The 23,987-nt window shown below is 74.5% G+C and carries 23 protein-coding genes and 2 tRNA genes; 13 read left to right on the top strand and 12 right to left on the bottom strand.

Annotated features, from left to right (window positions below; all coding sequences use genetic code 11):
* Positions 1 to 35: 35 nt before the first annotated feature.
* A complete protein-coding gene (locus ACIBTV_RS20465) occupies positions 36 to 992 on the top strand; it encodes an NADP-dependent oxidoreductase (protein WP_396707033.1) in 957 nt (318 codons plus the stop codon).
* Between the two features lie 55 nt (positions 993 to 1,047).
* On the opposite strand, the gene ACIBTV_RS20460 is transcribed toward ACIBTV_RS20465, so the two are convergent.
* Positions 1,048 to 2,028 carry a helix-turn-helix domain-containing protein gene (locus ACIBTV_RS20460; protein ID WP_396707031.1) on the bottom strand — a complete coding sequence of 327 codons (981 nt, stop codon included), beginning with the start codon at positions 2,026 to 2,028 and terminating at the stop codon, positions 1,048 to 1,050.
* 70 nt (positions 2,029 to 2,098) lie between these two features.
* Here ACIBTV_RS20460 and ACIBTV_RS20455 point away from each other — a divergent pair, with 70 nt between their 5' ends.
* Complete coding sequence (locus tag ACIBTV_RS20455) at positions 2,099 to 2,914, top strand: isocitrate lyase/phosphoenolpyruvate mutase family protein (protein WP_396707029.1); 816 nt, start codon at positions 2,099 to 2,101, stop codon at positions 2,912 to 2,914.
* A 103-nt stretch (positions 2,915 to 3,017) separates the two neighbouring features.
* On the opposite strand, the gene ACIBTV_RS20450 is transcribed toward ACIBTV_RS20455, so the two are convergent.
* On the bottom strand, positions 3,018 to 3,284 hold the full coding sequence (locus ACIBTV_RS20450; RefSeq protein WP_396707027.1) for a DUF6458 family protein: 267 nt from the start codon (positions 3,282 to 3,284) through the stop codon (positions 3,018 to 3,020).
* A 151-nt stretch (positions 3,285 to 3,435) separates the two neighbouring features.
* Here ACIBTV_RS20450 and ACIBTV_RS20445 point away from each other — a divergent pair.
* The 3 genes from ACIBTV_RS20445 (at position 3,436) to ACIBTV_RS20435 (ending at position 4,768) form a co-directional block, all read left to right on the top strand.
* Positions 3,436 to 3,508: transfer RNA gene (locus ACIBTV_RS20445), tRNA-Gly, on the top strand.
* Between the two features lie 55 nt (positions 3,509 to 3,563).
* Positions 3,564 to 3,638, top strand: a tRNA-Val gene (locus ACIBTV_RS20440).
* 128 nt (positions 3,639 to 3,766) lie between these two features.
* The gene (locus tag ACIBTV_RS20435; RefSeq protein WP_396707025.1) at positions 3,767 to 4,768 is read left to right on the top strand and encodes an NAD-dependent epimerase/dehydratase family protein; all 1,002 of its coding nucleotides are present in this window, start codon (positions 3,767 to 3,769) and stop codon (positions 4,766 to 4,768) included.
* 34 nt (positions 4,769 to 4,802) lie between these two features.
* Here the strand turns inward: ACIBTV_RS20435 and ACIBTV_RS20430 are convergent, their stop codons facing one another.
* Positions 4,803 to 5,777, bottom strand: coding sequence for an Acg family FMN-binding oxidoreductase (locus tag ACIBTV_RS20430; RefSeq protein ID WP_396707023.1), 975 nt, complete (start codon positions 5,775 to 5,777; stop codon positions 4,803 to 4,805).
* A gap of 213 nt (positions 5,778 to 5,990) precedes the next feature.
* Between ACIBTV_RS20430 and ACIBTV_RS20425 the strand changes: the two genes are divergently transcribed.
* Positions 5,991 to 6,629 (top strand): response regulator, encoded by a 639-nt coding sequence (locus ACIBTV_RS20425; protein WP_396707021.1) that lies wholly within the window; start codon positions 5,991 to 5,993, stop codon positions 6,627 to 6,629.
* Positions 6,630 to 6,787: 158 nt separating this feature from the next.
* Here the strand turns inward: ACIBTV_RS20425 and ACIBTV_RS20420 are convergent, their stop codons facing one another.
* The 5 genes from ACIBTV_RS20420 to ACIBTV_RS20400 all read right to left on the bottom strand — a co-directional run bounded on the left by ACIBTV_RS20420 (position 6,788) and on the right by ACIBTV_RS20400 (position 13,950).
* A complete protein-coding gene (locus tag ACIBTV_RS20420) occupies positions 6,788 to 8,464 on the bottom strand; it encodes a GAF domain-containing protein (RefSeq protein ID WP_396707233.1) in 1,677 nt (558 codons plus the stop codon).
* 96 nt (positions 8,465 to 8,560) lie between these two features.
* Positions 8,561 to 9,571, bottom strand: a complete 1,011-nt coding sequence (locus ACIBTV_RS20415; RefSeq protein ID WP_396707019.1) for an Acg family FMN-binding oxidoreductase — start codon at positions 9,569 to 9,571, stop codon at positions 8,561 to 8,563.
* A gap of 138 nt (positions 9,572 to 9,709) precedes the next feature.
* On the bottom strand, positions 9,710 to 10,597 hold the full coding sequence (locus ACIBTV_RS20410) for a universal stress protein (protein ID WP_396707017.1): 888 nt from the start codon (positions 10,595 to 10,597) through the stop codon (positions 9,710 to 9,712).
* Complete coding sequence (locus ACIBTV_RS20405; protein ID WP_396707016.1) at positions 10,594 to 12,996, bottom strand: phosphoketolase; 2,403 nt, start codon at positions 12,994 to 12,996, stop codon at positions 10,594 to 10,596. Before ACIBTV_RS20405 ends, ACIBTV_RS20410 begins: the two co-directional genes overlap by 4 nt.
* 93 nt (positions 12,997 to 13,089) lie before the next feature.
* Entirely contained in the window at positions 13,090 to 13,950 is an 861-nt protein-coding gene (locus tag ACIBTV_RS20400) for a universal stress protein (RefSeq protein ID WP_396707014.1), read from the bottom strand.
* Positions 13,951 to 14,091: 141 nt separating this feature from the next.
* Between ACIBTV_RS20400 and ACIBTV_RS20395 the strand changes: the two genes are divergently transcribed.
* The 7 genes from ACIBTV_RS20395 to ACIBTV_RS20365 all read left to right on the top strand — a co-directional run bounded on the left by ACIBTV_RS20395 (position 14,092) and on the right by ACIBTV_RS20365 (position 20,534).
* Positions 14,092 to 14,328 (top strand): HTH domain-containing protein, encoded by a 237-nt coding sequence (locus ACIBTV_RS20395; protein ID WP_091590425.1) that lies wholly within the window; start codon positions 14,092 to 14,094, stop codon positions 14,326 to 14,328.
* Complete coding sequence (locus tag ACIBTV_RS20390) at positions 14,328 to 14,909, top strand: Clp protease N-terminal domain-containing protein (RefSeq protein ID WP_396707012.1); 582 nt, start codon at positions 14,328 to 14,330, stop codon at positions 14,907 to 14,909. Before ACIBTV_RS20395 ends, ACIBTV_RS20390 begins: the two co-directional genes overlap by 1 nt.
* A 207-nt stretch (positions 14,910 to 15,116) precedes the next feature.
* Positions 15,117 to 16,121, top strand: coding sequence for a diacylglycerol/lipid kinase family protein (locus tag ACIBTV_RS20385; RefSeq protein ID WP_396707009.1), 1,005 nt, complete (start codon positions 15,117 to 15,119; stop codon positions 16,119 to 16,121).
* Positions 16,114 to 17,115, top strand: a complete 1,002-nt coding sequence (locus ACIBTV_RS20380; RefSeq protein ID WP_396707007.1) for a YihY/virulence factor BrkB family protein — start codon at positions 16,114 to 16,116, stop codon at positions 17,113 to 17,115. Before ACIBTV_RS20385 ends, ACIBTV_RS20380 begins: the two co-directional genes overlap by 8 nt.
* Before the next feature lie 81 nt (positions 17,116 to 17,196).
* Positions 17,197 to 18,684, top strand: coding sequence for a phosphatase PAP2 family protein (locus ACIBTV_RS20375; RefSeq protein ID WP_396707005.1), 1,488 nt, complete (start codon positions 17,197 to 17,199; stop codon positions 18,682 to 18,684).
* Between the two features lie 7 nt (positions 18,685 to 18,691).
* Complete coding sequence (locus tag ACIBTV_RS20370) at positions 18,692 to 19,489, top strand: endonuclease/exonuclease/phosphatase family protein (RefSeq protein WP_396707003.1); 798 nt, start codon at positions 18,692 to 18,694, stop codon at positions 19,487 to 19,489.
* Between the two features lie 31 nt (positions 19,490 to 19,520).
* Positions 19,521 to 20,534: a hypothetical protein gene (locus tag ACIBTV_RS20365; protein WP_396707001.1), complete on the top strand. Its 1,014-nt coding sequence runs from the start codon at positions 19,521 to 19,523 to the stop codon at positions 20,532 to 20,534.
* Positions 20,535 to 20,919: 385 nt separating this feature from the next.
* On the opposite strand, the gene ACIBTV_RS20360 is transcribed toward ACIBTV_RS20365, so the two are convergent.
* Genes ACIBTV_RS20360 through ACIBTV_RS20345 form a run of 4 tightly spaced genes read right to left on the bottom strand, consistent with a single transcriptional unit; the run spans position 20,920 to position 23,933 of the window.
* Positions 20,920 to 21,882: a TIGR03557 family F420-dependent LLM class oxidoreductase gene (locus ACIBTV_RS20360; protein WP_396706999.1), complete on the bottom strand. Its 963-nt coding sequence runs from the start codon at positions 21,880 to 21,882 to the stop codon at positions 20,920 to 20,922.
* A gap of 55 nt (positions 21,883 to 21,937) precedes the next feature.
* Complete coding sequence (locus ACIBTV_RS20355) at positions 21,938 to 22,255, bottom strand: DMT family transporter (RefSeq protein ID WP_396706997.1); 318 nt, start codon at positions 22,253 to 22,255, stop codon at positions 21,938 to 21,940.
* 1 nt (position 22,256) lies between these two features.
* A complete protein-coding gene (locus ACIBTV_RS20350) occupies positions 22,257 to 23,534 on the bottom strand; it encodes an RNA polymerase sigma factor (RefSeq protein WP_396707231.1) in 1,278 nt (425 codons plus the stop codon).
* 6 nt (positions 23,535 to 23,540) lie between these two features.
* Positions 23,541 to 23,933 (bottom strand): YciI family protein, encoded by a 393-nt coding sequence (locus ACIBTV_RS20345; protein ID WP_396707229.1) that lies wholly within the window; start codon positions 23,931 to 23,933, stop codon positions 23,541 to 23,543.
* Between the last annotated feature and the right edge of the window lie 54 nt (positions 23,934 to 23,987).

Genomic DNA, 23,987 nt, shown 5'->3' with positions numbered 1-23,987 from the left:
GGTCACCGGCCACCCCACACCGGAGGGAGATACGAGTGAGAGCGGTCGGACTGCTCCGGTACGGCGGCCCCGAGGTCCTTCGGATCGTCGACGTGCCGACGCCGCACGCGGGACCGGGCGAGGTGCGCGTCCGCGTCCACGCGGCGGCGGTCAACCCGGCGGACACTCTGATCCGCACCGGGGCCTCGGCGGTGCGGCGGCACGGCGACCGGCCCCTCATCCCCGGCCTGGACGTCGCCGGCGTCGTCGACGAGATCGGGCCCGGTGGCGGTGCCGGTCTCGCGATCGGTGACTCCGTGATGGCCATGGTCAACCCCACCCGACCCGACGGCGGCGGGTACGCAGAGTGGGTCGTCCTCCCCGCGTCGTGGGTGGTGCCGGCGCCGGTCGGTGTGTCCCACGCCGAGGCGGCCACCCTGCCCATGAACGGCCTCACCGCCCTGCACGCCCTGGACCAGTTGGGGCCACTGCCGCCGGGTGCCACGGTCGTCGTCACGGGCGCTGCCGGTGCGGTCGGCGGGTACGCCGTCCAGCTGGCCGTGGCCGCCGGACACCGGGTGCTGGCCGACGCCGCGCCGCGAGACCGCGAGCTGGTCACCGCGCTCGGCGCGGACGCGGTGGTGGAGCGCGGTCCGGGGGTCGCCGACCGCTTCCGCGCGCTCGCGCCCGACGGCGCCGACGTCGCCGTCGACGCGGCGCTGGTCGGTGCCGAGCTGCTGGCGGCGGTCCGTGACGGCGGTGCCGTGGCGGTGCTGCGCGGAGCCGGTCCGGCGGACCTGGCGGGCGCGGCCCGCCGCGGCGTGACGCTGGTGCCGGTGTTCGTGCACGCCTACGACGGACGCCGCGACAAGCTCGACCTGCTCCGCGGCCTCGTGGAGGAGGGCGACCTGACGCCACGCGTCGCCGACCGGCTTCCCGCCGAGCAGGCGGCCCGGGCACACCGGCTGCTGGAGGCGGGCGGGGTCCGGGGCCGGCTGGTGCTGGAGTTCTGACCGGTCGAGCGCGGCGCTGCTCAAGTCGCCGCGCTGTTCTCCGCCGCGCCGCTGCTCAGGCCGCGGCGGAGAGCAGCGCGTCCGCCAGGTCGGTGCGTGCGCTCAGCAGCATCCGGCCCCGCCGGTGGGTCACCACCAGGCCGGCCGCCCGTAGGGCGGTGAGGTGCTGGGACACGCCGCCGGGTGACATGCCGGTGCGCCGGGCCAGCTCGCTGGTGCTCGTCGGCGCGGCCAGCTCGGCGAGGAGCCGGGCCCGTCCACGGCCGACGACCGCCGCGAGGGCGTCCGGCACGCCGGGCGGGCGTTCCCAGAGCGTGGCGAGGCCGCGCGCCGGGTACGCGAGTTGCGGCGGGTCACCGGCGGAGACGCTGAGCACCGACGGCCACACGAAGACGGACGGGACGAGCACCAGTCCGGGGCGTTCCGGCACGTCCGGGGCGAGGCAGTGCCGCTGCGCGATGAGCAGGGTGTCGTCCTCCCACCGGACCTGCTGGTGCAGGTCGTTGAGGAGCGCGCCGGCGCCGTCCTCGGCCAGTCGGCGGGCGCGGGCGGACACGTCCGCGTCGAGCAGCAGTCGCAGCCGGGGCCAGTCGGGGGCCAGGGCGATCCGCCAGTACGCCCGGATCTCCTCGGCCAGCCGCCGCAGCCCGGCCACCGGGTCGGCGTGCAGGGCGGCGAGTGCCGGGGTGCGCGTACCCGGATAGAGGTCGAGGTGCGCGCGGACCGTGCCGGCCGGGGTGTCCCGCAGCGCGGCCAGCTCGGTGTCCAGGTCGGCGTGGAGGCCGGCGGGAGGCGGGGTGAGGAAGTCGGCGAGGTAGCCGGGCGGGGCGGGCACGAGCTGCCAGAGCAGCCCGGCGTCGGGGCCGACGAGCCGCGCCTCGGTCAGCCGTGGGCGGACCCGGCGCACCCAGCGCAGGTGGACCGCGTGGTCGCCGGGGTCACGCAGCACGCGGAGGCTCGCGACCACCTCCCAGAGGCAGGAGACCGCGAACCGGATGCGGGCGACGCCACCCGCCGACAGTCCGATCGCGACCACGGCACCCCCGGTGGATTCAGCTGGGACTGAAACAATACTGCTCCGGGCGGGGACGTCCGAGACTTGCCGGGTGACTGACATCCTCACCCGAGCTGAGCTCTTTCGATCCCTGCACACCCCCGGGTCACCACTGGTGCTCGTCAACGCCTGGGACGTCGCCAGCGCCCGGATCGTGGCGTCGGCCGGCGCCCGCGCGGTGGCCACCACCAGCGCCGGCGTCGCCTGGAGCCTCGGCGTGCCGGACGGTGACGCCCTGGGGCGTGACGCGGCCGTCGGCTTGGTGCGCCGGGTCGCCGCCGCGGTCCCGCTGCCGGTCACCGCGGACATCGAGTCGGGATTCGGGGCGACGCCGGCGGAGGTCGGCGTCACCGTGCGGGAGGTGCTGGCCGCCGGGGCGGTCGGCGTGAACATCGAGGACGCCCGCCACGACGAGGGCGCGCCGCTGCGCGACGTGGCGGACCAGTGCGAGCGGATCGCGGCGGCCCGGGCGGCGGCGGACGAGGTCGGCGTGCCGCTGTTCGTCAACGCCCGGGTCGACACGTTCCTGCGGGGCGTGGCGGGCGTCGAGGAGACCGTGGCGCGGGCGGGCGCGTACCTGGCGGCGGGCGCGGACGGCATCTTCGTTCCGGGTGTGGTGGACCCGGCCACGGTCCGCACGCTCGTGGAGGCGGTGCCGGCGCCGTTGAACGTGCTGGTGGGGCCGGGTGCTCCGACGGTGCCCGAGTTGGCCCGGATCGGGGTGGCCCGGGTGAGTCTCGGCTCAGCGGTGGCGGAGGCCGCGTACGGGGTGGCGCGGCGGGCGGCCGACGAGGCGTTCGGTTCCGGCACGTACGGGGCGCTGGCCGATGCCCTCGACTACGGCACGCTCAACGCGTTGATGCGCTGAGCCGCGACCATGTCAGGTCGGCCGCCTCGACCGAGGCGGCCGACCCGACGGGCGGTCCGGGCGTGCGTCCGTCCCCGGAGCGGGGACGATCATCGTCGAGCGGTCACAGCGGCGGGGCGACGTCCCGGCGTTCCTCGACCCGGCGGTACTCCACCGGCTCCTCCACCCGGGTGTGGACGGCGGGCTCGCTGGTGGTGACCACCTGGCGGCGGCGGCCCCAGATCAGGGTGGTCATGATGAGGCCGAGCACGCCGGCCGCCATCAGGATCCAGCCCACGACGTCGAGGTCGATGCCGCCGAGGCTCGCGTCGAGCGCGAAGGTGAGGATCGCGCCGAGCGCGATCAGGAAGATGCTGGTTCCGATACCCACGACAGCCTCCTTGTCCTGGGGGATGTGGTGCGCTGTCGGAGGCCTCTGTACCCGGACGCCGCGCGGCGCAACCCTCCGACCGTGGGGCCCCCGTCGGGGCGATCTTGGCGTCGGGTAGAGTTCACCTGTCGCCAGCGAGCGCCGGCGACACGCGGACGTAGCGCAGCTGGTAGCGCATCACCTTGCCAAGGTGAGGGTCGCGGGTTCGAATCCCGTCGTCCGCTCGCGAACCGCCCTGATCGGCTGCCCGGCTTTCTGGGCTCGGGCGGTGGTCACCACGGGCGATTGGCGCAGTGGGAGCGCGCTTCCTTGACACGGAAGAGGTCACTGGTTCAAACCCAGTATCGCCCACCAGTTCGGAGCGCCCCTGCCCGCGGAGAACGCGGACCGGGGCGTTTTTTGCTGCCGCTGTCTGCTGTCGGCAGATCCGCTGACCGTGAACATCGACCCCGGTCGGCGTCCGCTCCCGGCACAGTGGGCCCATGAGACTGCTGATGCTGGGTGGAACCGGGTTCGTGGGTGGCGCGACTGTCGCCGAGGGGGCGCGCCGGGGCTGGTCGGTGACGGTGTTCAACCGCGGCCTGCACGGCGTGCGCCCCGACGGCGTACGGTGGCTGCGCGGTGACCGCACGACCCCCGGCGGCCTGGCCGCGTTGGCCGGCGGCGAGTGGGACGTGGTGGTGGACACCTGGGACGGCGCGCCACGGGCGGCGTTCGACGCCGCCCGCCGGCTGGTCGCGTCCGTCGGTCGCTACGTGTACGTGTCCAGCGGGTCCGTCTACGCCGAACCGGTCGAGCCGGGCTCGGACGAGGACGCCCCGGTGGTCGACGCGGCGGCGGACGACGACGACGGCGACTATCCGCGGAACAAGGCCGGCGCGGAACGCGCGGTGCGGGCGGTGTTCGGTGAGCGGGCGCTGCTCGCCCGGGCCGGGCTGATCCTCGGCCCCGGTGAGGACATCGGCCGCCTGCCGTGGTGGTTGACGCGGATCGCGCGCGGCGGCGACGTGCTGGCGCCCGGCCCGGTCGACCTGCCCCTGCAGTACGTCGACGTGCGGGACCTGGCGTCCTGGCTGCTGGACGCGGCAGTGGCGGGGCTCGGCGGGGCGTTCAACGTGGTGAGCCGGCCCGGGCACGCCACCATGGGTGAGCTGCTCGACGCGTGCGTGACGGTGACCGGTGCGGACGCCCGGCTGCGCTGGACCCCGCCCGAGCCCATTCTGGCCGCCGACGTGGTGCCCTGGAACGACCTGCCGATCTGGGTGCCGCTCGGCCACCCGTACCGCTGGTTGCAGGAGCGCGACGTCACGCGCGCGTACGCGGCGGGGCTCACCTGCCGTCCGGTGGCCGAGACGGTCGCCGACACCTGGCGGTGGCTGGGGGAGGTGGGCACGGTGCCGGCGCGGGCCGGTCGGCCGGCCCGCGCCCCGGTCGGCCTGGACCCGGCACGCGAGGCGGCCCTGCTCGCCGCGGCCACGGCCTGATCCGACCGGCCCGCGCGTCGGAGGGCGCCCTCGGTCAGGGGTGCGGTACCGGCAGGTCGAGCACCTCGTCGACCGGGCGGCGGGGGGTCGGGCGACCCGGCTGGCCGTAGCCGATCCGCATCACCATCTGCGGCGTACCGAACCGGCCCAGCGACTGTCGCAGCTGCTCGCGCGCCGACGGCACCTCGATCGGCTGGGACAGCATCGACACCGCCAGCCCCGAATCCGTGGCGGCGAGCAGCACCCGCTGCAACGCCTGCCCGGCGACGACCTGGTCGACGGCGGTGTTGCCGGGCGAGCCGAGCACCGCCACCAGGGGCTCCGGTTCGAAGTCGCGTCCCGGCGCCCGGTCCAGGCCACCGAAGCCCCGGGTGGGCAGCAGGTCCTGCGGCTCGCCCTGAGGGCCGCCGGCCGCGGCGGGTATCCCGTCGGGGGAGGGCTCGGTGCGTACCCACTCGTCGCGCTCCGCCCGGTAGGTCGGGTCGCGTTCGAGCACGCGGTGCGCACCGCGGGCGATCTCGGCGAACGCGGCCACCGCGCTCACCCCGATCAGCAGCTCCAGCCAGCACTGCTCGGCCCGGGCCGCCTCGCCGAGTCGCCACCGGGCGTCGGCCGGCACCGGGTCCGGCCAGAACGGCGCGCGGTTGCTGAACCGGCGGGGGATCGCGGCGTACAGGGCCTGCTCGCCGGGGCTGGGCCGGCGCGGGGCGGCCGGACGCAGCAGCGCCAGCACGTCCGGCTCGGCCGGGTGGGGGCGCAGTCGCACCGTGGCGGGCGTGCCGGCCATCGCGAGGGCGAGACGCAGGTTGAACAGGGCCGCTCCGCAGGCGACGCGTACGCCCCAGCCGGTCGGGTCGGTGGCCGGCAGCCGGCGGGCCGGATCGCTGCGCACCTCGATCCCGCCGTCGCGCAGCCGGAACCGCCACGGCTGGGTGTTGTGCAGGGACGGCGCGCGGACGGCGTCCGTGGCGGCTGCCCGCAGTTGCGCGGCCGTGTAGCCGGTCTCCATGGCGGTGCTCCTTCTCCAACTCGGCGAGCTGGTCGACCCGGGTCGGCGGGTGGTGCGCCGACCGGGGTGTGCAGGTCAACCGTGCCTCCGCACGGGTGGCGGCGGGCAGGGCCGGACGTCCCGAGCAGCCGGGACCGGAAGCCCCGCCGCGGGTCGCCGGGGTCGGGACCTTCGGCCCGTGCGGCCGGGAACGCCAGCGGGTAGAAACGAGGGATGATCCGGGTGTTCCTGCTCGACGACCACGAGGTCGTCCGTCGTGGCCTTGCCGACCTGCTGACCAGCAGCGGCGACATCGAGGTGGTCGGCGAGTCCGGCTCCGCGGCGGAGGCGGCCCGCCGGATCCCCGCGCTGCGGCCCGACGTGGCGATCCTCGACGCGCGGCTGCCCGACGGCAACGGCATCGACGTGTGCCGGGACGTCCGGGCCGTGGACTCCAGCATCAAGGGCCTGATCCTCACGTCGTACGAGGACGACGAGGCGCTGTTCGCGGCCATCATGGCCGGCGCCGCCGGTTACGTGCTGAAGCAGATCCGCGGCACCGACCTGGTCGACGCGGTGCGCCGGGTGGCGGCCGGGCAGTCGCTGCTCGACCCGGCGATCACCACCCGGGTGCTGGACCGCATCCGCAGCGGCGTGGAGCAGCCGTCGGAGCTGAAGGCGTTGACCGACCAGGAGCGACGCATCCTGGAGTACGTGGCCGAGGGGCTCACCAACCGGGAGATCGCCGGCAAGATGTTCCTGGCGGAGAAGACGGTGAAGAACTACGTCTCCAGCGTGCTGGCCAAGCTCGGCCTGGAGCGCCGCACCCAGGCCGCCGTCCTGGCCACCCGCCTCCTGGGCCAACGCCACTGACCTCGGCCACTCCACTCCCGGCGCCACCCCACCCCACCCCACCCCGGCCCGCGCCGCGCCGATCTTGCACCTGGTGCCCGCCCGACGCCCTGCTCCTCCCTCATCCCGGGGCCGAAACTGCAAGATCGCGGGAAGAACGGGGGCGGGGAGAGTGTGGGTCAGGGGGTCAGGGGGGCGGACCAGCGCAGTTCGGTGCCTTGGGGGTGCGCGGGGCGTACCTCGAAGGCGCCGCCGTGGCGCTCGGCGCGTTCGCGCAGGTTGACCAGGCCCCCGCGGGCGGCGGCCGGGTCGCAGCCCACCCCGTCGTCGGTGACCGTCACCGACACCCGCCCGCCGTCGACGCGCACGGTGACGGCGACGCGGTGGGCCTGCGCGTGGCGTACGGCGTTGGAGAGGGCCTCGCGCAGCACGGCGGTGAGGTCGGGTCGCAGCGCGTCCGGGACGGCACTGTCGATCGGCCCCACCAGTTCCAGGCTCGGGCGGTAGCCCAGCGACTCGGCGGCCACCTCGATCGCCTCGCGGATCTCGGTGCGCAGCGCGGCGCTCATCGGGGTGCGCAGCTCGAAGATGGTCCGCCGAATGTCCTTGATGGTGGCGTCCAGGTCGTCGACGGCCGCGTTGATCCGCTTGGTCAGCTCGGGCCGGGCGCTCATCGGCGCCGTGCTCTGCAGGTGCAGGCCGGTGGCGAAGAGCCGCTGAATCACCACGTCGTGCAGGTCGCGGGCGATCCGCTCGCGGTCCTCCAGGACCACCAGCAGCTCCCGTTCCTCCTGGCCCCGGGCGCGTTCCATGGCCAGGGCGGCCTGACCGGCGAAGCTGCCCAGCAGGGTCACGTCGTCGTCGGTCGCGCCGCCGCCGCGCTCCTGCGGATGGGCGATCACCAGGACGCCGTGGAGGGTGTCGGCGGTGGCGAGCGGGGCGATCACCGCCGGGCCGGTGCGCAGCAGGGCCGGCCAGGGCGCCGCGTGAGCGAGGTCGTCCACCTGGTCGTGGCGGCCCTCGGCGGCGGCGCGGCCGAAACTGGTCTCGGCGGCGGGCAGCACGGTGCCGACCAGCGTCGCGGCCGACTCGTCGCCACCGTCGACGACCTCGACGGTGAACACGTCGGCCTCCGGGTCGTGCAGCAGGACGAGGGCCAGCTCCGCCTCGGCCACCTCCCGCGCCCGGCGGGCCACCAGCGTCAGCGCGTCGGTGCGGCGCACCTCACCGAGCAGCAGTGAGGTGATCTCGGCGGTGGCGGCCAGCCAGCGTTCCCGCCGGTGCGCGAGGGCGTAGAGCCGCGCGTTCTCGATGGCGACGCCGGCCGCCGCCGCGAGCGCCACGACGATCTCCTCGTCGTCCTCGGTGAACTCCGCGCTGCCCTGCTTCTCGGCCAGGTAGAGGTTGCCGAAGACGTGGTCGCGGATGCGCACCGGCACACCGAGGAAGCTGTGCATCGGCGGGTGGTTCGGCGGGAAGCCGTAGGAGTCGGGGTGCTGGGTGATGTCCGGCATCCGCAGCGGACGCGGTTCGTCGATCAGCAGGCCGAGGACCCCGCGCCCGTGCGGCAGGTCGCCGATCTTCGCGTGCAGCTCGGGGGGAATGCCGTGGACGATGAAGTCGTGCAGCAGCCGGTCCGGCCCGACCACCCCGAGCGCGCCGTAGCGGGCGCCGACCAGTTCGCAGGCCGCCTGCACGATGCGTTTCAGGGTGCTGCGCAGGTCGAGGTCGGTGCCGATGCCCACCACGGCGTCGAGCAGGGCCCGGAGCCGTTCCCGGCTGGTCACCACCTCGCCGACCCGGTCCAGCATCTCGTGGAGCAGCTCGTCGAGACGGACCCGCGACAGCGGCGTCAGACCGAGCGACGGCGTCGTTCGGGCCTCCGGTCGAGGGTGCGGTGTTCTGCTGGGCACGAGGCGATGCTAACGGTGCCGGCCGCGTTGCTCGATCGGTCAGTCGTGTTGTCCGCGTACGGCGGAGGTGTCCACCACCTGCTCGGTCGCCAGCCGCGGCGTGTGCGGCGGGCCGGCCTGGTTCGGGTCGGCGATCCCCAGCCGCAGCGCCAGGTAGGGGAAACCGAGCCCGGCCAGCAGCTGGCGCAGCGTCTGCCGGGTCGCCGCCACCTCGACGACGCCGCTGAGCGGCACCATGGAGACGCCGAGCCGGGTCGCGGTCAGCCAGGCGGCGGAGAGCGCCTCCCCGGCGCGCAGCCAGTTCTCCGGCTCGTCCTCGTCGCTGTGCAGCACCGCGTAGACCGCGGCGCGGTCGTGCCCGGGGCCGACCGGCAGGCTGCCGGGGCGGCCGAAGTCGCGGCCCGGCACGGTGGTCTGCGGTGCCTGCTCGGGAAGCACCTCCGCCGGGAGGCCGGTGCCGGTGTCGGCCCGGTTGGTCCAGTAGTCCAGCTCCTCGCGGGTCTCCGGGTCCTCCGCCTCGACCACTCCGGCGCGGGAGGCCGCCGCGGCCAGCTCCAGCACCTGATCGGCGTCGAGGATCTCCAGCCGGCAACCCTCGGCGGAGACCACACCGGCGATCTCCTCGACGGCGCCGTCCGGCACCGGCTCGTCGCTGACCGGCCGGCGGTCCGTCTGCCGGACCTGCATGCACTGCACCAACCGCATCGCCTCGGCGTCCGGCCCGGTGTGGCGCAGGCCGGTCAGCCGGGCCAGCAGCTCCGGCTCGGCCGGGTCGGGCAGCCGCTCGACCACCGGCGTCCACCCCTCGGCGGCGAGCGCCACCCGGGCGTGGTGCAGGGCCGTGCCGCAGCTGAGCACGAGCAGCCGGGCCTGCGGGTCGGCGGCGGACAACTGCCGGGCGCGGACCATCCGCAGCTCCAACGCCTCGGGCAACACCCGCCACTGCCACGGCTGGGTGTTGTGCACCGAGGGAGCGTGGCCGGCGGTCGCGGCGGCCTCCACGAGCGCGGTGGTCAGCGGGCGGTCACTCGCCGGGCTCTCCTGGCTCATCGTCACGACCTTTCGTTATGCGCCCATCGTGCCTCGTCCCGCGGGCCGTGCGGGGCGGGTTGCCGCTTCATCGTGCGACATCCCGCGGGCCGCCGCACGGTACGCAGGTCCCGCCGCACCCGGGCCGTTGGGCCCGTCTCAGCGTTCCCGGACCACGGCGACCGGGCTGCGCGCGTGCTGGATGAGTTGCTGACTCACCGAGCCGAGCAGCATGCCGCGCAGCCCACCACGCCCCCGGCTGCCCACCGCGACGAGTTGGGCGGAGCCGCTCGCCTCGACCAGCAGCGACGCGGCGCTCCCGGCCGCCACGTCGACGGTGACGGTCAGGTCGGGGTAGGAGCTCCGCACCGGTGCGAGGGCCTCCTCCACCGCCTCGCGCTCCGCGGCCAGGGCGGCCTCCTGGTCGGTCGGCGCGGTCCCGCCCCGCCAGGGCGGGCCCGAGGGTGACCAGGCCCGGACGACCCGCAGCGGCACCCCACGCTGCTCCGCCCGCTCGACCGCGAAGTCGAGCGCGACGAGCGACGGGTCGGAGCCGTCGAACCCGACCACCACCGGCCCGTCGGCGGGCGCGGCCGGGGCGGTCCCGGACGGGCTGCGGACGACGATCACCGGGCAGTGGGCGTGCGCGGTGACGGCCACCGCGGTGGAGCCGACGAGCAGCCCGCCGAACCCGCCGTGACCGCGGCCGCCGAGCACCAGCAGGTCGGCCTGCGCGGACCGTTCCTGCAGGACCAGCGCGGGCGGCCCGTCGAGCAGGTCACCGGCGACGTCGAGGTCGGGGTGGGCGGCGGTGGCGTCGGCGGCGGCACGGTGAACGAGTTGCTCGATCTCGCGGCGGGCGGTCTCGTCGGGCCAGACGCCGGGGGCCACGCCCGGGCCGAGCCAGCCGACCACGGTGACCCATTCGAAGACGTACGCCAGCCGGACCGGCCGCCCGCTGCGGCCCGCCTCGTCCAGCGCCCAGGCCAGGGCCTGCCCGGCGTCGGGGGAGCCGTCGTAGCCGACCAGGATCGGACCGCCGCTCACTGCCCGCTCCGCAGGCTCGGGTCGGACTCGCGGATCCACCGCCACTCCGACACCCGCGGGTCGTCCTCGCCGTGCTCGCGGGTGTAGTCCCGGCACTCCTGCCGCAGGTCGACCATCTCCTGGCGCAGGTGGGCGGCGCGGGCGGCCAGCCCCGGCACCCGGTCGATGACGTCGATGACCAGGTGGAAGCGGTCCAGGTCGTTGAGCATCACCATGTCGAACGGCGTGGTGGTGGTGCCCTCCTCCTTGTAGCCGCGCACGTGCAGGTTGCCGTGGTTGGTGCGGCGGTAGGTGAGGCGGTGGATCAGCCACGGGTAGCCGTGGTAGGCGAAGATGACCGGCCGGTCGGCGGTGAAGATCGTGTCGAACTCCTTGTCGGGCAGCCCGTGCGGGTGCTCGGTGGGCGGTTGGAGCCGCATCAGGTCGACGACGTTGACCAGCCGCACCTTCAGGTCGGGCAGGTGGGTGCGGAGCAGGTCCGCGGCGGCCAGCGCCTCCAGCGTCGGCACGTCGCCGCAGCAGGCGAGCACCACGTCCGGTTCGGCGCCCGCGTCGGTGCTGGCCCACTCCCAGATGCCCAGGCCGCGCCGGGTGTGCTGGATCGCCTCGGCCATGGTGAGCCAGTTCGGGGCGGGCTGCTTGCCGGCGACGACCACGTTGATGTAGTGCCGGCTGCGCAGGCAGTGGTCCATGGTGGACAGCAGGGTGTTGGCGTCCGCCGGCAGGTAGACGCGAACCACCTCGGCCTTCTTGTTGACGACGTGGTCGATGAAGCCGGGGTCCTGGTGGGAGAAGCCGTTGTGGTCCTGCCGCCAGACGTGGCTGGAGAGCAGGTAGTTCAGCGAGGGGAGCGGCTGCCGCCACGGGATGGCCCGGGTGACCTTCAGCCACTTCGCGTGCTGGTTGACCATCGAGTCGACGATGTGGATGAACGCCTCGTAGCTGGTGAAGACACCGTGCCGCCCGGTCAGCAGGTAGCCCTCCAGCCAGCCCTGGCACAGGTGCTCGGAGAGCACCTCCATGACCCGCCCGTCGGGGGAGAGGTGGTCGTCGCCGGGGACCCGCTGCGCCACCCAGGTGCGGTCGGTGACCTCGAAGGCGGCGCCGAGCCGGTTGGAGGCCACCTCGTCCGGGCCGAACAGCCGGAACGTCTCGGGGTTGGCGGCGATGACGTCCCGGATCCAGTTGCCGAGCACCCCGGTGGCACCGGCCACCGGCTCACCGGGTCGGGGCACGTCGACGGCGTACTCCCGGAAGTCGGGCAGGGTCAGGTCGCGCATCACCACCCCGCCGTTGGTCACCGGGTTGGCGCTCATCCGACGGTCGCCGGTGGGTTGCTGGTCGAGCAGTGCGGCGACCGGTCCGCCGGTGGCGTCGAACAGCTCCTCCGGTCGGTAGCTGCGCAGCCAGTCCTCCAGCGCGGCCAGGTGCGCGGGGTTGCCGCGTACCTCGGACAGGGGGACCTGGTGGGCGCGGAAGGTGCCCTCGACGTGGGTGCCGTCGACGTCGTGGGGCCCGGTCCAGCCCTTCGGCGTCCGCATGATGATCATCGGCCAGCGTGGGCGCTCCACGGGGCCGCCGGAGCGGGCTCGCCGCTGGATGGCCGCGATCTCGTCCAGGGCCCGGTCCAGGGTGGCGGCGAGCAGCTGGTGCACCCGGGCCGGGTCGTCGCCGGCGACCACGTACGGCTGGTAGCCGTAGCCCTGCATCAGGTCGAGCAGGTCCTGTTCGGGGATGCGCGACAGCACGGTCGGGTTGGCGATCTTGTAGCCGTTGAGGTGCAGGATGGGCAGGACCGCCCCGTCCCGGGCCGGGTTGAGGAAGACGTTGGACAGCCAGCTGCCCGCCAGCGGGCCGGTCTCCGCCTCGCCGTCGCCGATCACGCAGGCCACCAGCAGGTCGGGGTGGTCGAACGCGGCGCCGTACGCGTGGCTGAGCGCGTACCCCAGCTCACCGCCCTCGTGGATCGAGCCCGGCACCTCCGCCGCGACGTGGCTGGGAATGCCGCCGGGGAAGGAGAACTGGCGGAACAGCCGGGCCATGCCCGCCTCGTCGCGGTCGATCCCGTGGTAGCGCTCGCTCCAGGTGCCCTCCAGCCAGCTGTTGGCCACGATGGCGGGGCCGCCGTGGCCGGGTCCGGTGATGAACATGGCGTCGAGGTCGCGCGCCCTGATGACCCGGTTGAGGTGGGCGTAGAGCAGGTTCAGACCGGGGCTCGTGCCCCAGTGGCCGAGCAGCCGGGGTTTGATGTCCTCGGTGGTCAGCGGCCTGCGCAGCAGCGGGTTGTCGAGCAGGTAGATCTGCCCGACGGTCAGGTAGTTGGCGGCCCGCCAGTAGGCGTCCAGCCGACGCAGCTCGTCTCCGGTCAGGGGGCCGTGAAGGTCGAGAGCGGTGTCCATGGTGACTGAGCCTCTCGCGGTCGGGGGAATGCGGCATCCGGATGCGCGATCTCGTTCCGGCCGGTCCAGCCTGGCCGATCGGGGCGGGTGGGTTCAGGGCCGTTGGTCCCGCCCCGGTGGGCGGTGCGGCCCGTCGCCGGCGGTCCCGACCACCCCACGGACGACGATCACCGGGGTCGGCGCGTGGTAGAGCAGGGACTGCGCCACCTCGCCGAGCATGCCCCGCGACGGTTCGTCACCGCGGGCGGCGACCATCGCCACCTGCGCCGATCGGGACTGTTCGACCAGGATGTCGCTGGGGTCGCCGCGGATGGCGTGGCACTCGGCGGACACGTCGGGGTGCCGCTCGGCGTACTCGGCGACGGCGGAGGTGAGCACGTCGCGCGCCTCCTCCATCGGCTCACCGGGGTTGACCGCCCGGACGGCGATCAGCCGGGCACCCCGCCGGGCGGCGCAGTCGAAGGCCCAGGCCAGTGCGGTGTACGAGCTGGGGGTGCAGTCGACGCCGACCAGCACCGGGCCCTGGGGCGGTGGCTCCCGGCGGGCGACCAGCACCGGGCAGCTGGCCCGGGCGGCGAGCTGCACCGGCGGCGCCTCGGCGGGTACGCACTCGCCGCACTCGGCCATCCCGCCGTCTCCGACGGCGAGCAGGAAGGCCTGTTCGGAGCGGCGCAGCAGGATGGGCACGGTGCCGCCCTCGGCGATCTCGCCGGTGACGGTCAGCTCCGACTCGAGGTCGCGGGCCAGGTCGTTGGCCCGGGCGATCAGGTCCTCGGCGTGGTCCCGCGACGAGGCCACGGACTCCGCCTGGAAGGCCATGTTCCAGTCGAAGGCGTGCACGAGGTGCAGGGCTCGGCCGTGCGCGATCGCCTCCTGCGCGGCCAGCTGGACCACCGGGAGGTCGCGCTCCGAGCCGAGGCCCACCAGCACCCGTGGGCCGGCGGATGCGGCCATCCGACATCACCTCCCGGGCGTCGCGGCCCGGCACGACCAGCTCCCTCGACCGAGGGTAGTCGCGTGACAGCGGCGGCGGGCGGGATCGCACCTGTGTCAACAAGGGTTGACGGAATGGTGCTGTCAACGTATGTTGACAGCATGAGTCAGGCGACGGAACTCGCGGCGGCAGCCGGCAGCACCGACCCCCGCGTCGGGCTGCGCGCCGTCCGCGCGCTGCGCCGGCTGCTCGAGCGGCTGGAGGTCGTCCAGGTCGACAACGCCCGTCGACAGGGCTGGTCCTGGCAGGAGATCGCCGACGCGCTCGAGGTCAGCCGGCAGGCGGTCCACAAGAAGCACGCCGGAAGACCGGCGGTCCCCACCTCCTGGGAGGCGTGATGTTCGAACGGTTCACCGACCGGGCCCGCGAGATCGTCCGCCGGGCCCGCGACGAGGCCCGGGCCGAGGGCAAGCGGCCGGTGGGCACCGAGCACCTGCTGCTGGCGCTGCTCGCCGACGAGGCGAGCCTGGCCAGCCGGGTGCTGACCGAGGGCGGCGTCAGAGCCGCCGACCTGCGGGAACGGATCCGGCGGCACACCGCCGACGGGGGCGCCGGCCTCGGCGACGCCGACGCGGCGGCGCTGCGGGAGATCGGCATCGACCTGGCCGCCATCGTGGCCCGGATCGAGGAGTCCTTCGGGCCGGACGCGCTGCGCGAGGCGGTGCCCGAGCCACGCCGGCGCTGGGGCCGGCGCCGTCGCTACGCGGGCGGTCCGTTCTCCCCCCGCTCCAAGAAGGTCCTGGAGCTGTCCCTGCGTGAGGCGATCCGACTGCGGCACCGCCACATCGGCACCGAGCACATCCTGCTCGGCCTGCTCCGCGAGGGCGGCGGCCTGGCCGCGGTCGTGCTCACCGAGGCCGGCGTCGACCTCGACGACGTCCGTCGCCGGGTGGAGGTCGCGCTCCGGACGGCCGCCTGACCGAGATCCGCCGGGCGCGCCGTCCGGTGCCGTCGGCGGTCCCGGCCGGCGGGCCGCGAACGGCGCTCCGGCCCGGCGCCCCTGCGGGGCCGCGTCGCCGCTGCGCCCCGTGACCCGGCGACGGCCGTCCGAAACCTTTCTGTGGCACTTCCGACGCCGGCATCGTCGCGGGTCGCTGAACCGTCCGGTGTGCTGCACACTGGCGCCGTGGATGCAGGACAGGAGAGGCGACCCGCCGGCGGGGACGGCGGGCTGCGCTCCGCCGTCGTGGTCAACCCGACGAAGGTCGCCGACCTCGACGAACTGCGGCGCACGGTCGACGACACCCTCACCGCCGCCGGCTGGCCCGCGCCGCGGTGGTTCTCCACCACCGTCGAGGACCCGGGCCGCGGCCAGACCGAGGAGGCGCTCCGCGCCGGCGTCGACCTGGTCTTCGCCTGCGGTGGCGACGGGACCGTCATGTCCTGCGTCAGCGCGCTGGTGGGCACCGACGTCGCGCTCGCCGTGCTGCCTCAGGGCACCGGCAACCTGCTCGCCGCCAACCTCGGCCTCTCCAACGACCTGGCCGCCGGACTCCAGGTGGCGATCGAGCGGGGTCGCCGGCTGCTCGACGTCGGGGAGGTCGACGGGCAGCACTTCACCGTGATGGCCGGCATGGGGTTCGACGCCCAGATGCTCGCCGCCACCTCCGAGACGACCAAGGCGCGGATCGGGTGGCCCGCCTACGTGATGGGCGCGGCGCGGCACCTGCGCGACCGCCCGATGCGGGTGTCCATCCGCGTCGACGACCGCCCGCCGGTCCGCCGCCGCGCCCGCTCGGTGCTGATCGCCAACGTGGGCCGCCTCCAGGGCGGGGTACGCCTGCTCACCGAGGCCGAGCCCGACGACGGCAGGCTGGACGTCGCGGTGCTCACCCCCCGTACGCTGCGGCACTGGGCGGCCCTGGGCTGGGCGGTGATCCGCCGCCGGGGCCGGGTGCCCCGGATGGAGGTCCTGCGCGGTCGACGCGTCATCGTCACCGCCTCCCGCACCCAGCCCCGCGAACTCGACGGCGACCTGATCGAGCCGGGCCGCCGGCTGCGCGCCGTCATCCGCCCCCGGGCCTTCTGGCTGTGCGTGCCGCAGCCCGAGCAGGCGCCGGATCTCGCCGTCGACGCCGACAGCGCCGCCGAGCGGGGTGAGCGGTCGGTGCAGGAGGCACGCCGTGAGTAGCACCCGGATCGTGCCGGAGACGCGCCTGATGGCGGACGAGGAGCTCTCCGCCGACGACGCGTGGCACACGCTGCGCCGTGAGGGTGGCTGGCACCTGCTGCGCGACGCGTTCATCCGGTTCCGCTACGGCGACGGGTTCAGCCACTCCCGCGCGTTCGCGCTGCAACTCTGCCTCGCCGTCGTGCCGTTCCTCATCGCGCTCACCGGGCTGATCAGCGAGCTGGGTGTGCAGGAGGGCGGGCAGGTCGTCGCCGACACGGTGCTGGCGCTCACCCCCGGCGCGAGCGAGCAGGTGGTGGCCGAGCTGCTCGGCGAGGGCGAGCGGGTCGAGGATGCCGGGGAGTTGGCGCTCACCCTCGGCCTGATCACCGGCCTGGTCGCGCTCACCACCACCATGGCCCAGATCGAGCGGGGCGCCAACCGCATTTACGGGGTCGAGCGGGACCGGCCGGCGCTGCGGAAGTACCTGCGCGCCGCGGTGCTCGCCGTCACCGCGGGCGTGCCGGCGCTGACCGGGTTCCTGATCCTGGTCGGCGGTGGGCCGATGGGCGCCTCGGTGCGGCGGCACTACGAGTGGGGCGAGGTCGCCAACGACGTGTGGGACGTCGTCCGGTGGCCGCTGAGCCTGGTCCTGACCGTGCTCGCCGTGGCGGTGATCTTCCGGTACGCGCCCCGGCGTCGGCAACCCGGCCTGTCCTGGCTGTTCTTCGGCGCCGGCATCGCCACCGCGCTCTGGTGGCTGACCAGCCTGCTGCTCGCCGCGTACGTCAGTCTCAGCGGCGCGTTCGGGCAGACCTACGGCGCGTTGACCGGCATGATGGCCCTGCTGCTCTGGGCCAACCTCACCGGCATGGCCCTCTTCGGCGGGCTGGCGTTCGCGGCCCAGCTGGAGGCGGTCCGCATCGGCGTGCAGGAGCCCGCCCAGCCCGACCTGTGGCAGCCCGAGACCACCCGCGCGGAGGTCGTCGACACCGGGGAGATGACCTCCCTCTGACCCCGGGGCCGACCACCAGCGGTGTACGCGGGACGGGGATCGGGTAAAGCGCCTCGCCAGGGACGATCAGGGAGGTGCGGGGTGACCGCGGTCAAAGAGGTGCTGCGGCGTCCACTCGGGCATTTCACCGAGCGGAGCGTCGCCGGTCTGGTGGCCGTCACCGGTGCCGGGGTGGCCTTCGGTCTGCTGCTGATGCTGGTCCGCTTCCGGTGGAGCCCGTTGCAGGACGCCGACCACGCGGTCGCCGAATGGTTCAATGACCTGGTCGCCCCGCACGGTCCCCTGGTCACCGTGCTCCAGGCGGTCACCGACCTGGGTGGACGACCGATCCTCATCTGGCTGGTCACCATCGCCGTGGTCGGGCTGCTGATCCGCCGGCAGCCGCGGCTGGCCGTCTACCTGATCATCACGGGCGTCGGCGGTCTCATCCTCGACCCGTCGCTGAAGACCCTCGTGGGCCGGCTCCGGCCGGTGGTCGACGTGCCGGTGGCCAGCGCGCCGGGCAACAGCTTCCCCAGCGGGCACGCGCTCGGCTCGTTCGTCGCGTACGGGGCCCTGCTGCTGGTGTTCCTGCCGGCCCTGGCACCCCGGTGGCGCAAGCCCGCGATCGCCCTGGGCGCCGTGCTGGTGGCGATGATCGGGCTGACCCGGATCGCGCTGGGCGTGCACTACGTGTCCGACGTGTTCGGCGGCTGGCTGCTCGGCGCGGCCTGGCTCGGCGTCACCGCGTACGCCTTCCGGCTGTGGCGGCGCGAGCGCGGCCGTCCGGTGCCGCCGCTGACCGAGGGGCTGGAGCCGGAGGCGGGGCACGACATCGCCCCGGCACCGGCCGAGGAACATGTGCTGGAGCACCCGCGCTCGGCGGTGGCGGAGCTGCTGGTCGGCTGGGTCCTGGTCTTCGGCGCGCTCTACGGCTTCGGCACGTACGTGAGCTACCACGCCAAGGGCACCTTCTTCGCCACCCTCGACACCGAGGTGCCGCGTTGGTTCGCCGAGCGGCACACCGCGGCGCTGACCGAGCTGAGCTGGTGGTGGAGCAAGTTCGGCGACACCCACGCGATCCTGCTGATCTCACTGGTGTTCTGCCCGCTGGTGGTGGCGGTGTGGCGGCGCTGGCGGCCGGTGCTCTTCGTGGCCCTGGCGATGCTCGGGGAGCTGACCCTCTTCCTCGCCTCGGCCCGCGCCGTCGACCGGCCGCGCCCGCCGGTGGAGAACCTCGACGGGCCGATGCCCACGTCGTCCTTCCCGTCCGGGCACATCGCCGCGACCATCTGCATCTGGCTGGCGATCGCCATCATCGTGCTGCCCCGCACCGACCGCTGGTGGCGCTGGATCTTCGTCGCCCTCGCGGTGATCATGCCGGTCGGCGTGGCCGTCTCCCGCATGTACCGGGGCATGCACCACCCGACGGACTTCATGGGCGCGATCCTGCTCAGCGCGCTGTGGATCGGGCTGCTCTACTGGGTGATCCGCCCCAACGCCGACGTGTACGAGGGCAACCGGCCGAGCATCGAGTCGGAGGACGTGCACACCCTCGACGACGAGTTGACCCGCGCCGGCCGGGAATGACCAGCCCGTGCTACGGGTGATGACCTGGAACATCCGCACCGGCGGTCGGGGCCGGGGCGGCGTCGACCGGCGGAACGCCATCGCCGAGGTCATGGCGGCCCAACGGCCGGACGTGCTGGCCCTCCAGGAGCTGCGCGACTTCGACGAGCGGATGCTGGCCGACTTCGCGGCGCCCCTCGGCCTGCGCCCCCACCTGGCCCGCAGCTGTCTCGGGCAGCCGGTCGCGGTGCTCGTACGGCCACCCCTGCGCACCCTGCGGGCGGGCCCGCTGCGCCGCCCGTTCCACCACGCCGCCGCAGGGGTGGTGCTGGCCACCGACGCCGGGCCGCTGACCGTGCTCGGCACCCACCTCAACCCGTACTCCGGCGGGTGGCGGCGGGTCGAGGTGGACTGGCTGGCCCGGGCCGTGCGCCAGGCACCGGGCCCGCTGACCCTGCTCGGCGGCGACCTGAACTCGCTCGACCCCGGGACCGACCACACCGCGCGCCTCGACGGGCTGCCCCCGGCGTACCGCCGCCGGCATCAGCGCCGGGACGGCCGCACCGTCGACACCCGCGCCGTCGCGGTGCTGCTCGACGCCGGGCTGGTCGACCTCCACCGGGTGGCCAACGGCCCGGCCGAGGGCCTCACCGTGCCCACCCGCCACGGCGGGGCCGAGTTCAGCGGCATGCGACTGGACTACCTGCTCGGCACCCCGGCGCTGGCCGAACGGCTGCGCGGCTGCCGGGTGGTGCGGGGCGGTACGGCGGAGGTCGCGTCCGACCACTATCCACTGGTGGCCGAAGTGGACCTGGGACCGGGCTGATTCGCTGGCCCGGTACGACTACCGTGGCGGCGTGACCGACACCCCCACGGTCCGTCCGGCCGGGTTCGACCCGCTCGCCCCGCCGGTCGACGCCCGCCCCACCCCGTCCCCCGCCCCGACGGCGGCGCCCCCGGTACCGCTGGTCGCGGTGCTCGCCCGCGGGATCGCACTGGCCGTGGTCCTGCCCGTACGCCTGCTCTGGGAGCTGCTCGCGGCCAGCGGCCGGTTGCTCGACCGTCACCTGCTCAGCCCGACGGGCCGGTTCCTGCGCCGATGGCTGCTGCGCCCGCTGGCCTGGGTGGCCCGGACGTTGGTGTGGCGTCCGTTGGTCTGGTTGGCGGTCGGGTTGGTCTGGGTGGCCCGGACGTTGGTGTGGTTGCCGTTGGTGTGGGTGGCCCGGACGTTGGTGTGGCGTCCGTTGGTCTGGTTGGCGGTCGGGTTGGCCTGGGTGGCCCGCACGTTGGTGTGGTTGCCGTTGGTCTGGGTGGCCCGCACGTTGGTGTGGTTGCCGCTGGTCTGGGTGGCCCGGACGCTGGTCCGGCCGCCGCTGATCCTCCTCGGGCGGGCCCTGCGCTGGCTCGCCGAGCATCTGGTGCGACGACCGGTGGCCTGGCTGCTCGGCGTGCTCGCGCCGGCCGTCCGCTGGCTGGGGCGCGCGGTCGCGGCGCTGGCCCGCGGGTTGCTGGCGGTGCTGGTCGGGGCCGCCCGCGGTCTCGGCCGGGGGCTCGTCGCGTTCGGCCGCGTTGTCGTCGGCGCCCTGAGGTGGGCCTGGTGGGCGGCGGGACGGGTGCTCCGGTTCGGCTACCGGCTGCTGCTGCGGCCGATCGGCCTGGGGCTGCGCTGGCTGTGGCGGCACACCGTCGTGCCGCTGGCGCGCGGGGTGCGGGCGCTCTGGCGGGTGACCGTGCTGCCGGTGGCGCGGGGCGTCCGGGCCGCCTGGCGGGCCACGGTGCGGCCCGCGGCCCGCTGGACCCGCACGGCCGTACTCGAACCCGCCCGCCTCGCGTCCCGCGAGGTGCTCACCGCGCTGGGCCTACGCCGCTGACGCCGGTCTGCGTCGCTGACGCCGGCGGCCGGGCTGTGCCGCCTGTCCCGCGGTGCCGCCTGTCCCGCGGTGCCGCCTGTCCCGCGGTGCCGCCTGTCCCGCGGTGCCGCCTGTCCCGCGGTGCCGCCTGTCCCGCGGAGCCGCCTGTCCCGCGGAGCCTGTCGAGCTGCCCCAGATCTGGGGCAGCTCGACAGGCTCCGTGTGGGCTGCCTGGCTCCGCGCCGGCCACCCGACGGCGAGCCGGCGCTCACAGCACCAGGTTGATCAGGACGGTGAGCACCACCGAGGCCAGGATCGAGAAGAGGATCATCAGGAGGCAGCCGACGCCGCCGCCGAGCGGCCGGACCTCCACGTTGCCGATGCGCATGGCGTCACCCTCTCCCGCTCACAGGTCCCGCAGCCGGGGGATCAGCTCTTCCTGCGCCCAGTCCAGGAACATCGGCTGGCTGTCGCCGCCGACCTGGATGATCGCCACGTGCGTGAAACCGGCGTCGACGAACTTGCGGAACGCCTCGACGTGCCGGTCGACGTCGGGGCCGCAGGAGACCCCCTCGGCGACGTCCTCCTCGCGGACGAACTGGGTGGCGGCGGTGAACGCCTCCGGCCCGGGCAGGTCGGCGTTGACCTTCCAACCGAGCCCGAACCAGCGGAACTGGTCATGGACGATCTTGCGGCACTCCGCCTCGTCCGGTCCGTAGCAGATGGCGACCTGGCCGTAGCGGGGTCGGCCGGCGCCGCCCGCGTCGTCGTAGAGCTGGATGATCCGCGGATCCGGCTCGGTGGAGATCATGCCGTTGCCGTACTCGGCGGCGAGGGTGGCCGACTGCGGGCCCGACGCGGCGACGGCCATCGGCACCGGCCGCTCCGGGCGGTCCCAGACGTACGCGTCGGGGACGTCGAAGTGGTTGCCGGAGAAGGTCAGGGTCTCGCCGTTGAGCAGCGGGCGGATGATCTGAAGTGCCTCCTCGAACATCTCGTGCCGCTGCTGCACGTGCGGCCAGCCGCCGACGACGTGCTCGTTGAGGTTCTCACCGGCACCCAGGCCCAGGGTGAACCGGCCGTCCGAGAGCACCCCGATCGTGCTGGCCTTCTGCGCCACGACCGCCGGGTGGTAGCGCCGGATCGGGCAGGTCACGAACGACATGAGCTGGGCGCGGCTGGTGGCGTGCGCGACCGCGCCGAGCACCGACCAGGCGTACGGGGAGTGGCCCTGCGAGTCCAGCCACGGGTAGTAGTGGTCGGACATGACGAGGTGGTCGAAGCCGGCCGCCTCCGCGCGCACCGCGTGGTCGACCAGCTGCTTCGGGCCGGTCTGCTCGCACATCAGGGTGTAGCCGACGTTGACCATCGTGGTTCTCCTCTCCCACCGGCGGATCCTCCCCGGATACCCGGTGCGGCGTGGGTCAACCGCCCGTCAGGTTCACCATCACCACACCGGTGATGATCAACGCGATGCCGATGAGCTTGACCGCGCCGAGCGGCTCCCCGAGGAACACCGCGCCGATGGCCACGATCGTCGCCGTGCCCAGCCCGGACCAGAGTGCGTACGCGACGCCGACCGGGATCTCCTTGACCGCCTGCGAGAGCATCACGAAGGCCACCAGGTAGCCGCCGAGGCAGGCGACCGTGGGCCAGAGCCGGGTGAACCCGGCCGTGGCCTTGAGCAGGCTGGTGGCCGTCACCTCCGCCGCGATCGCGATGCCCAGCAGCACGTACGCCATGTCACCCCTCGTCAGTCTCGGTCGCTGCGCTGCCGGCGGCCAGCCGCGCGGCCCGCATGGTCAGGTAGCGCTGCTCCGGCAGGCTGTTCGTCCGGCCGGCGGCGGCCCGGTAGTCGGCGGCCGCGCGGTCCCGGTCGCCGGCCATCTCGTGCAGGTGCGCGCGGGCGGCGAACAGCCGGTGGTGCCCGGCGAGGCGGGGGTGCGCGGCCAGCTCGGCGAGGGCGGCGAGCCCTGCTGCCGGGCCGTGCACCATGGCGGTGGCGACCGCCCGGTTGAGGGCCACCACCGGGTTGCCGGACTGTCCCTCCAGGACCTCGTAGAGGGCGAGGATCTGCGGCCAATCGGTCTGCTCGGCCGACAGCGCCTCGTCGTGCAGTGCGGCGATGGCGGCCTGGACCTGGTACGGCCCGACCGGTCCGCGCGGTAGCGCGTGGGTGACCAGGGCGACGCCCTCGGCGATCGCCGCCGCGTCCCAGCGCCCCCGGTCCTGGTCGGCGAGGGTGATCAGCTCGCCGGAGGGACCGGTGCGGGCGGGACGCCGTGCCTCGGTGAGCAGCATCATTGCGAGCAGGCCGGCGGTCTCGCTGTCGTCGGGCAGCCGCGCGTGCAGGGCGCGCGTCAGCCGGATCGCCTCGGCCGACAGGTCCACCCGGTGCAGGTCGGGGCCGGCGCTGCTGGTGTGCCCCTCGGTGAAGATCAGGTAGAGCACGTGCCGGACGGCGGCGAGCCGCCCGCCCAGCTCGGCCCGCTCGGGCATCCGGAACGGCAGCGCGGAGGAGCGGATGCCCTGCTTGGCCCGGCTGATCCGCTGCGCCATGGTCGTCTCCGGCACCAGGAAGGCGTGCGCGATCTCGGCCGTGGTCAGGCCACCGACCGCGCGCAGCGTCAGCGCGACGGCCGACGCGGGGGACAGGGCCGGGTGGCAGCTGAGGAAGAGCAGGATCAGGCTGTCGTCCCGGTCGGCGGCCAGCTCCTCGTCCGCGCCGGGCGCGCTCCGCCGCCCGTCGGGCTCGCGCCGCGTCGCGAGGTCCTCGCGCCGCCGCCGCGCGGTCTCGCCGCGGACCAGCTCGATCATCCGACGGTACGCGACCTGGATCAGCCAGCCGCGCGGGTTCGCCGGTGGCCCCTCGGCGGGCCACTGTGTCACGGCGGCCAGCAGCGCCTCCTGCACGGCGTCCTCGGCGGTCGCGAAGTCACCGAAGCGGCGGGCGAGCACGCCGAGGACCTGCGGCGCCAGCTCGCGCAGCAGGTCCTCGGTGCGTCGGTCGGTGGTGGTCAGGCGGCCTCACAGCTCCTGCGGCGGCGCGGACATCACCGGGTGCACCTCGATCGGCATGTTCAGCGGTCGCCCCCCGGGGCCGGGGGCGGTGGAGATGTGGGCCGCGATCTCCACCGCCCGCTGCGGCGTCTCGCAGTCCACGATCCACCAGCCGGCGAGGAACTCCTTGGTCTCCGCGAACGGCCCCTCGGTGACCACCGGCACGCCGCCCTCCCCGGCCCGGACGATCCGCGCCTGCTGCGGCCCGCCGAGCCCCTCGCCCTGCACCCACTCGCCGTCGGCGGTGAGCTTGGCGTTGACCTCCCCCATGAACCCGATGTGGGCCCGGATCTCCTCCGGCGTCCACGTGTCGATCGGCGGGAAGTCGGTCCCGGCGGCGCTGAACTGCATCAGCAACATGTACTTCACGGTCTGCTCCTCAGGCCTGGGCACCTCATTCTCGGTGCTCTCACC

Origin of the sequence: Micromonospora sp. NPDC049366 (genome assembly GCF_044466625.1) — a bacterium.
In the GTDB taxonomy this organism is placed as follows: Bacteria; Actinomycetota; Actinomycetes; order Mycobacteriales; family Micromonosporaceae; genus Micromonospora.
The sequence above is the reverse complement of the archived record's forward strand: the minus strand, read 5'-3'. Positions and strand labels throughout refer to the sequence as shown.

What these genes read in the sequence shown, in the direction of transcription:
- ACIBTV_RS20355 (WP_396706997.1), bottom strand. Translation starts at nt 22,255, where the DNA reads ATGGCGTACGTGCTGCTGGGCATCGCGATCGCGGCGGAGGTGACGGCC.
- ACIBTV_RS20400 (WP_396707014.1), bottom strand. Translation starts at nt 13,950, where the DNA reads ATGGCCGCATCCGCCGGCCCACGGGTGCTGGTGGGCCTCGGCTCGGAG.
- ACIBTV_RS20405 (WP_396707016.1), bottom strand. Translation starts at nt 12,996, where the DNA reads ATGGACACCGCTCTCGACCTTCACGGCCCCCTGACCGGAGACGAGCTG.
- ACIBTV_RS20435 (WP_396707025.1), top strand. Translation starts at nt 3,767, where the DNA reads ATGAGACTGCTGATGCTGGGTGGAACCGGGTTCGTGGGTGGCGCGACT.
- ACIBTV_RS20390 (WP_396707012.1), top strand. Translation starts at nt 14,328, where the DNA reads ATGTTCGAACGGTTCACCGACCGGGCCCGCGAGATCGTCCGCCGGGCC.
- ACIBTV_RS20430 (WP_396707023.1), bottom strand. Translation starts at nt 5,777, where the DNA reads ATGGAGACCGGCTACACGGCCGCGCAACTGCGGGCAGCCGCCACGGAC.
- ACIBTV_RS20415 (WP_396707019.1), bottom strand. Translation starts at nt 9,571, where the DNA reads ATGAGCCAGGAGAGCCCGGCGAGTGACCGCCCGCTGACCACCGCGCTC.
- ACIBTV_RS20345 (WP_396707229.1), bottom strand. Translation starts at nt 23,933, where the DNA reads ATGTTGCTGATGCAGTTCAGCGCCGCCGGGACCGACTTCCCGCCGATC.
- ACIBTV_RS20360 (WP_396706999.1), bottom strand. Translation starts at nt 21,882, where the DNA reads ATGGTCAACGTCGGCTACACCCTGATGTGCGAGCAGACCGGCCCGAAG.
- ACIBTV_RS20425 (WP_396707021.1), top strand. Translation starts at nt 5,991, where the DNA reads ATGATCCGGGTGTTCCTGCTCGACGACCACGAGGTCGTCCGTCGTGGC.
- ACIBTV_RS20395 (WP_091590425.1), top strand. Translation starts at nt 14,092, where the DNA reads ATGAGTCAGGCGACGGAACTCGCGGCGGCAGCCGGCAGCACCGACCCC.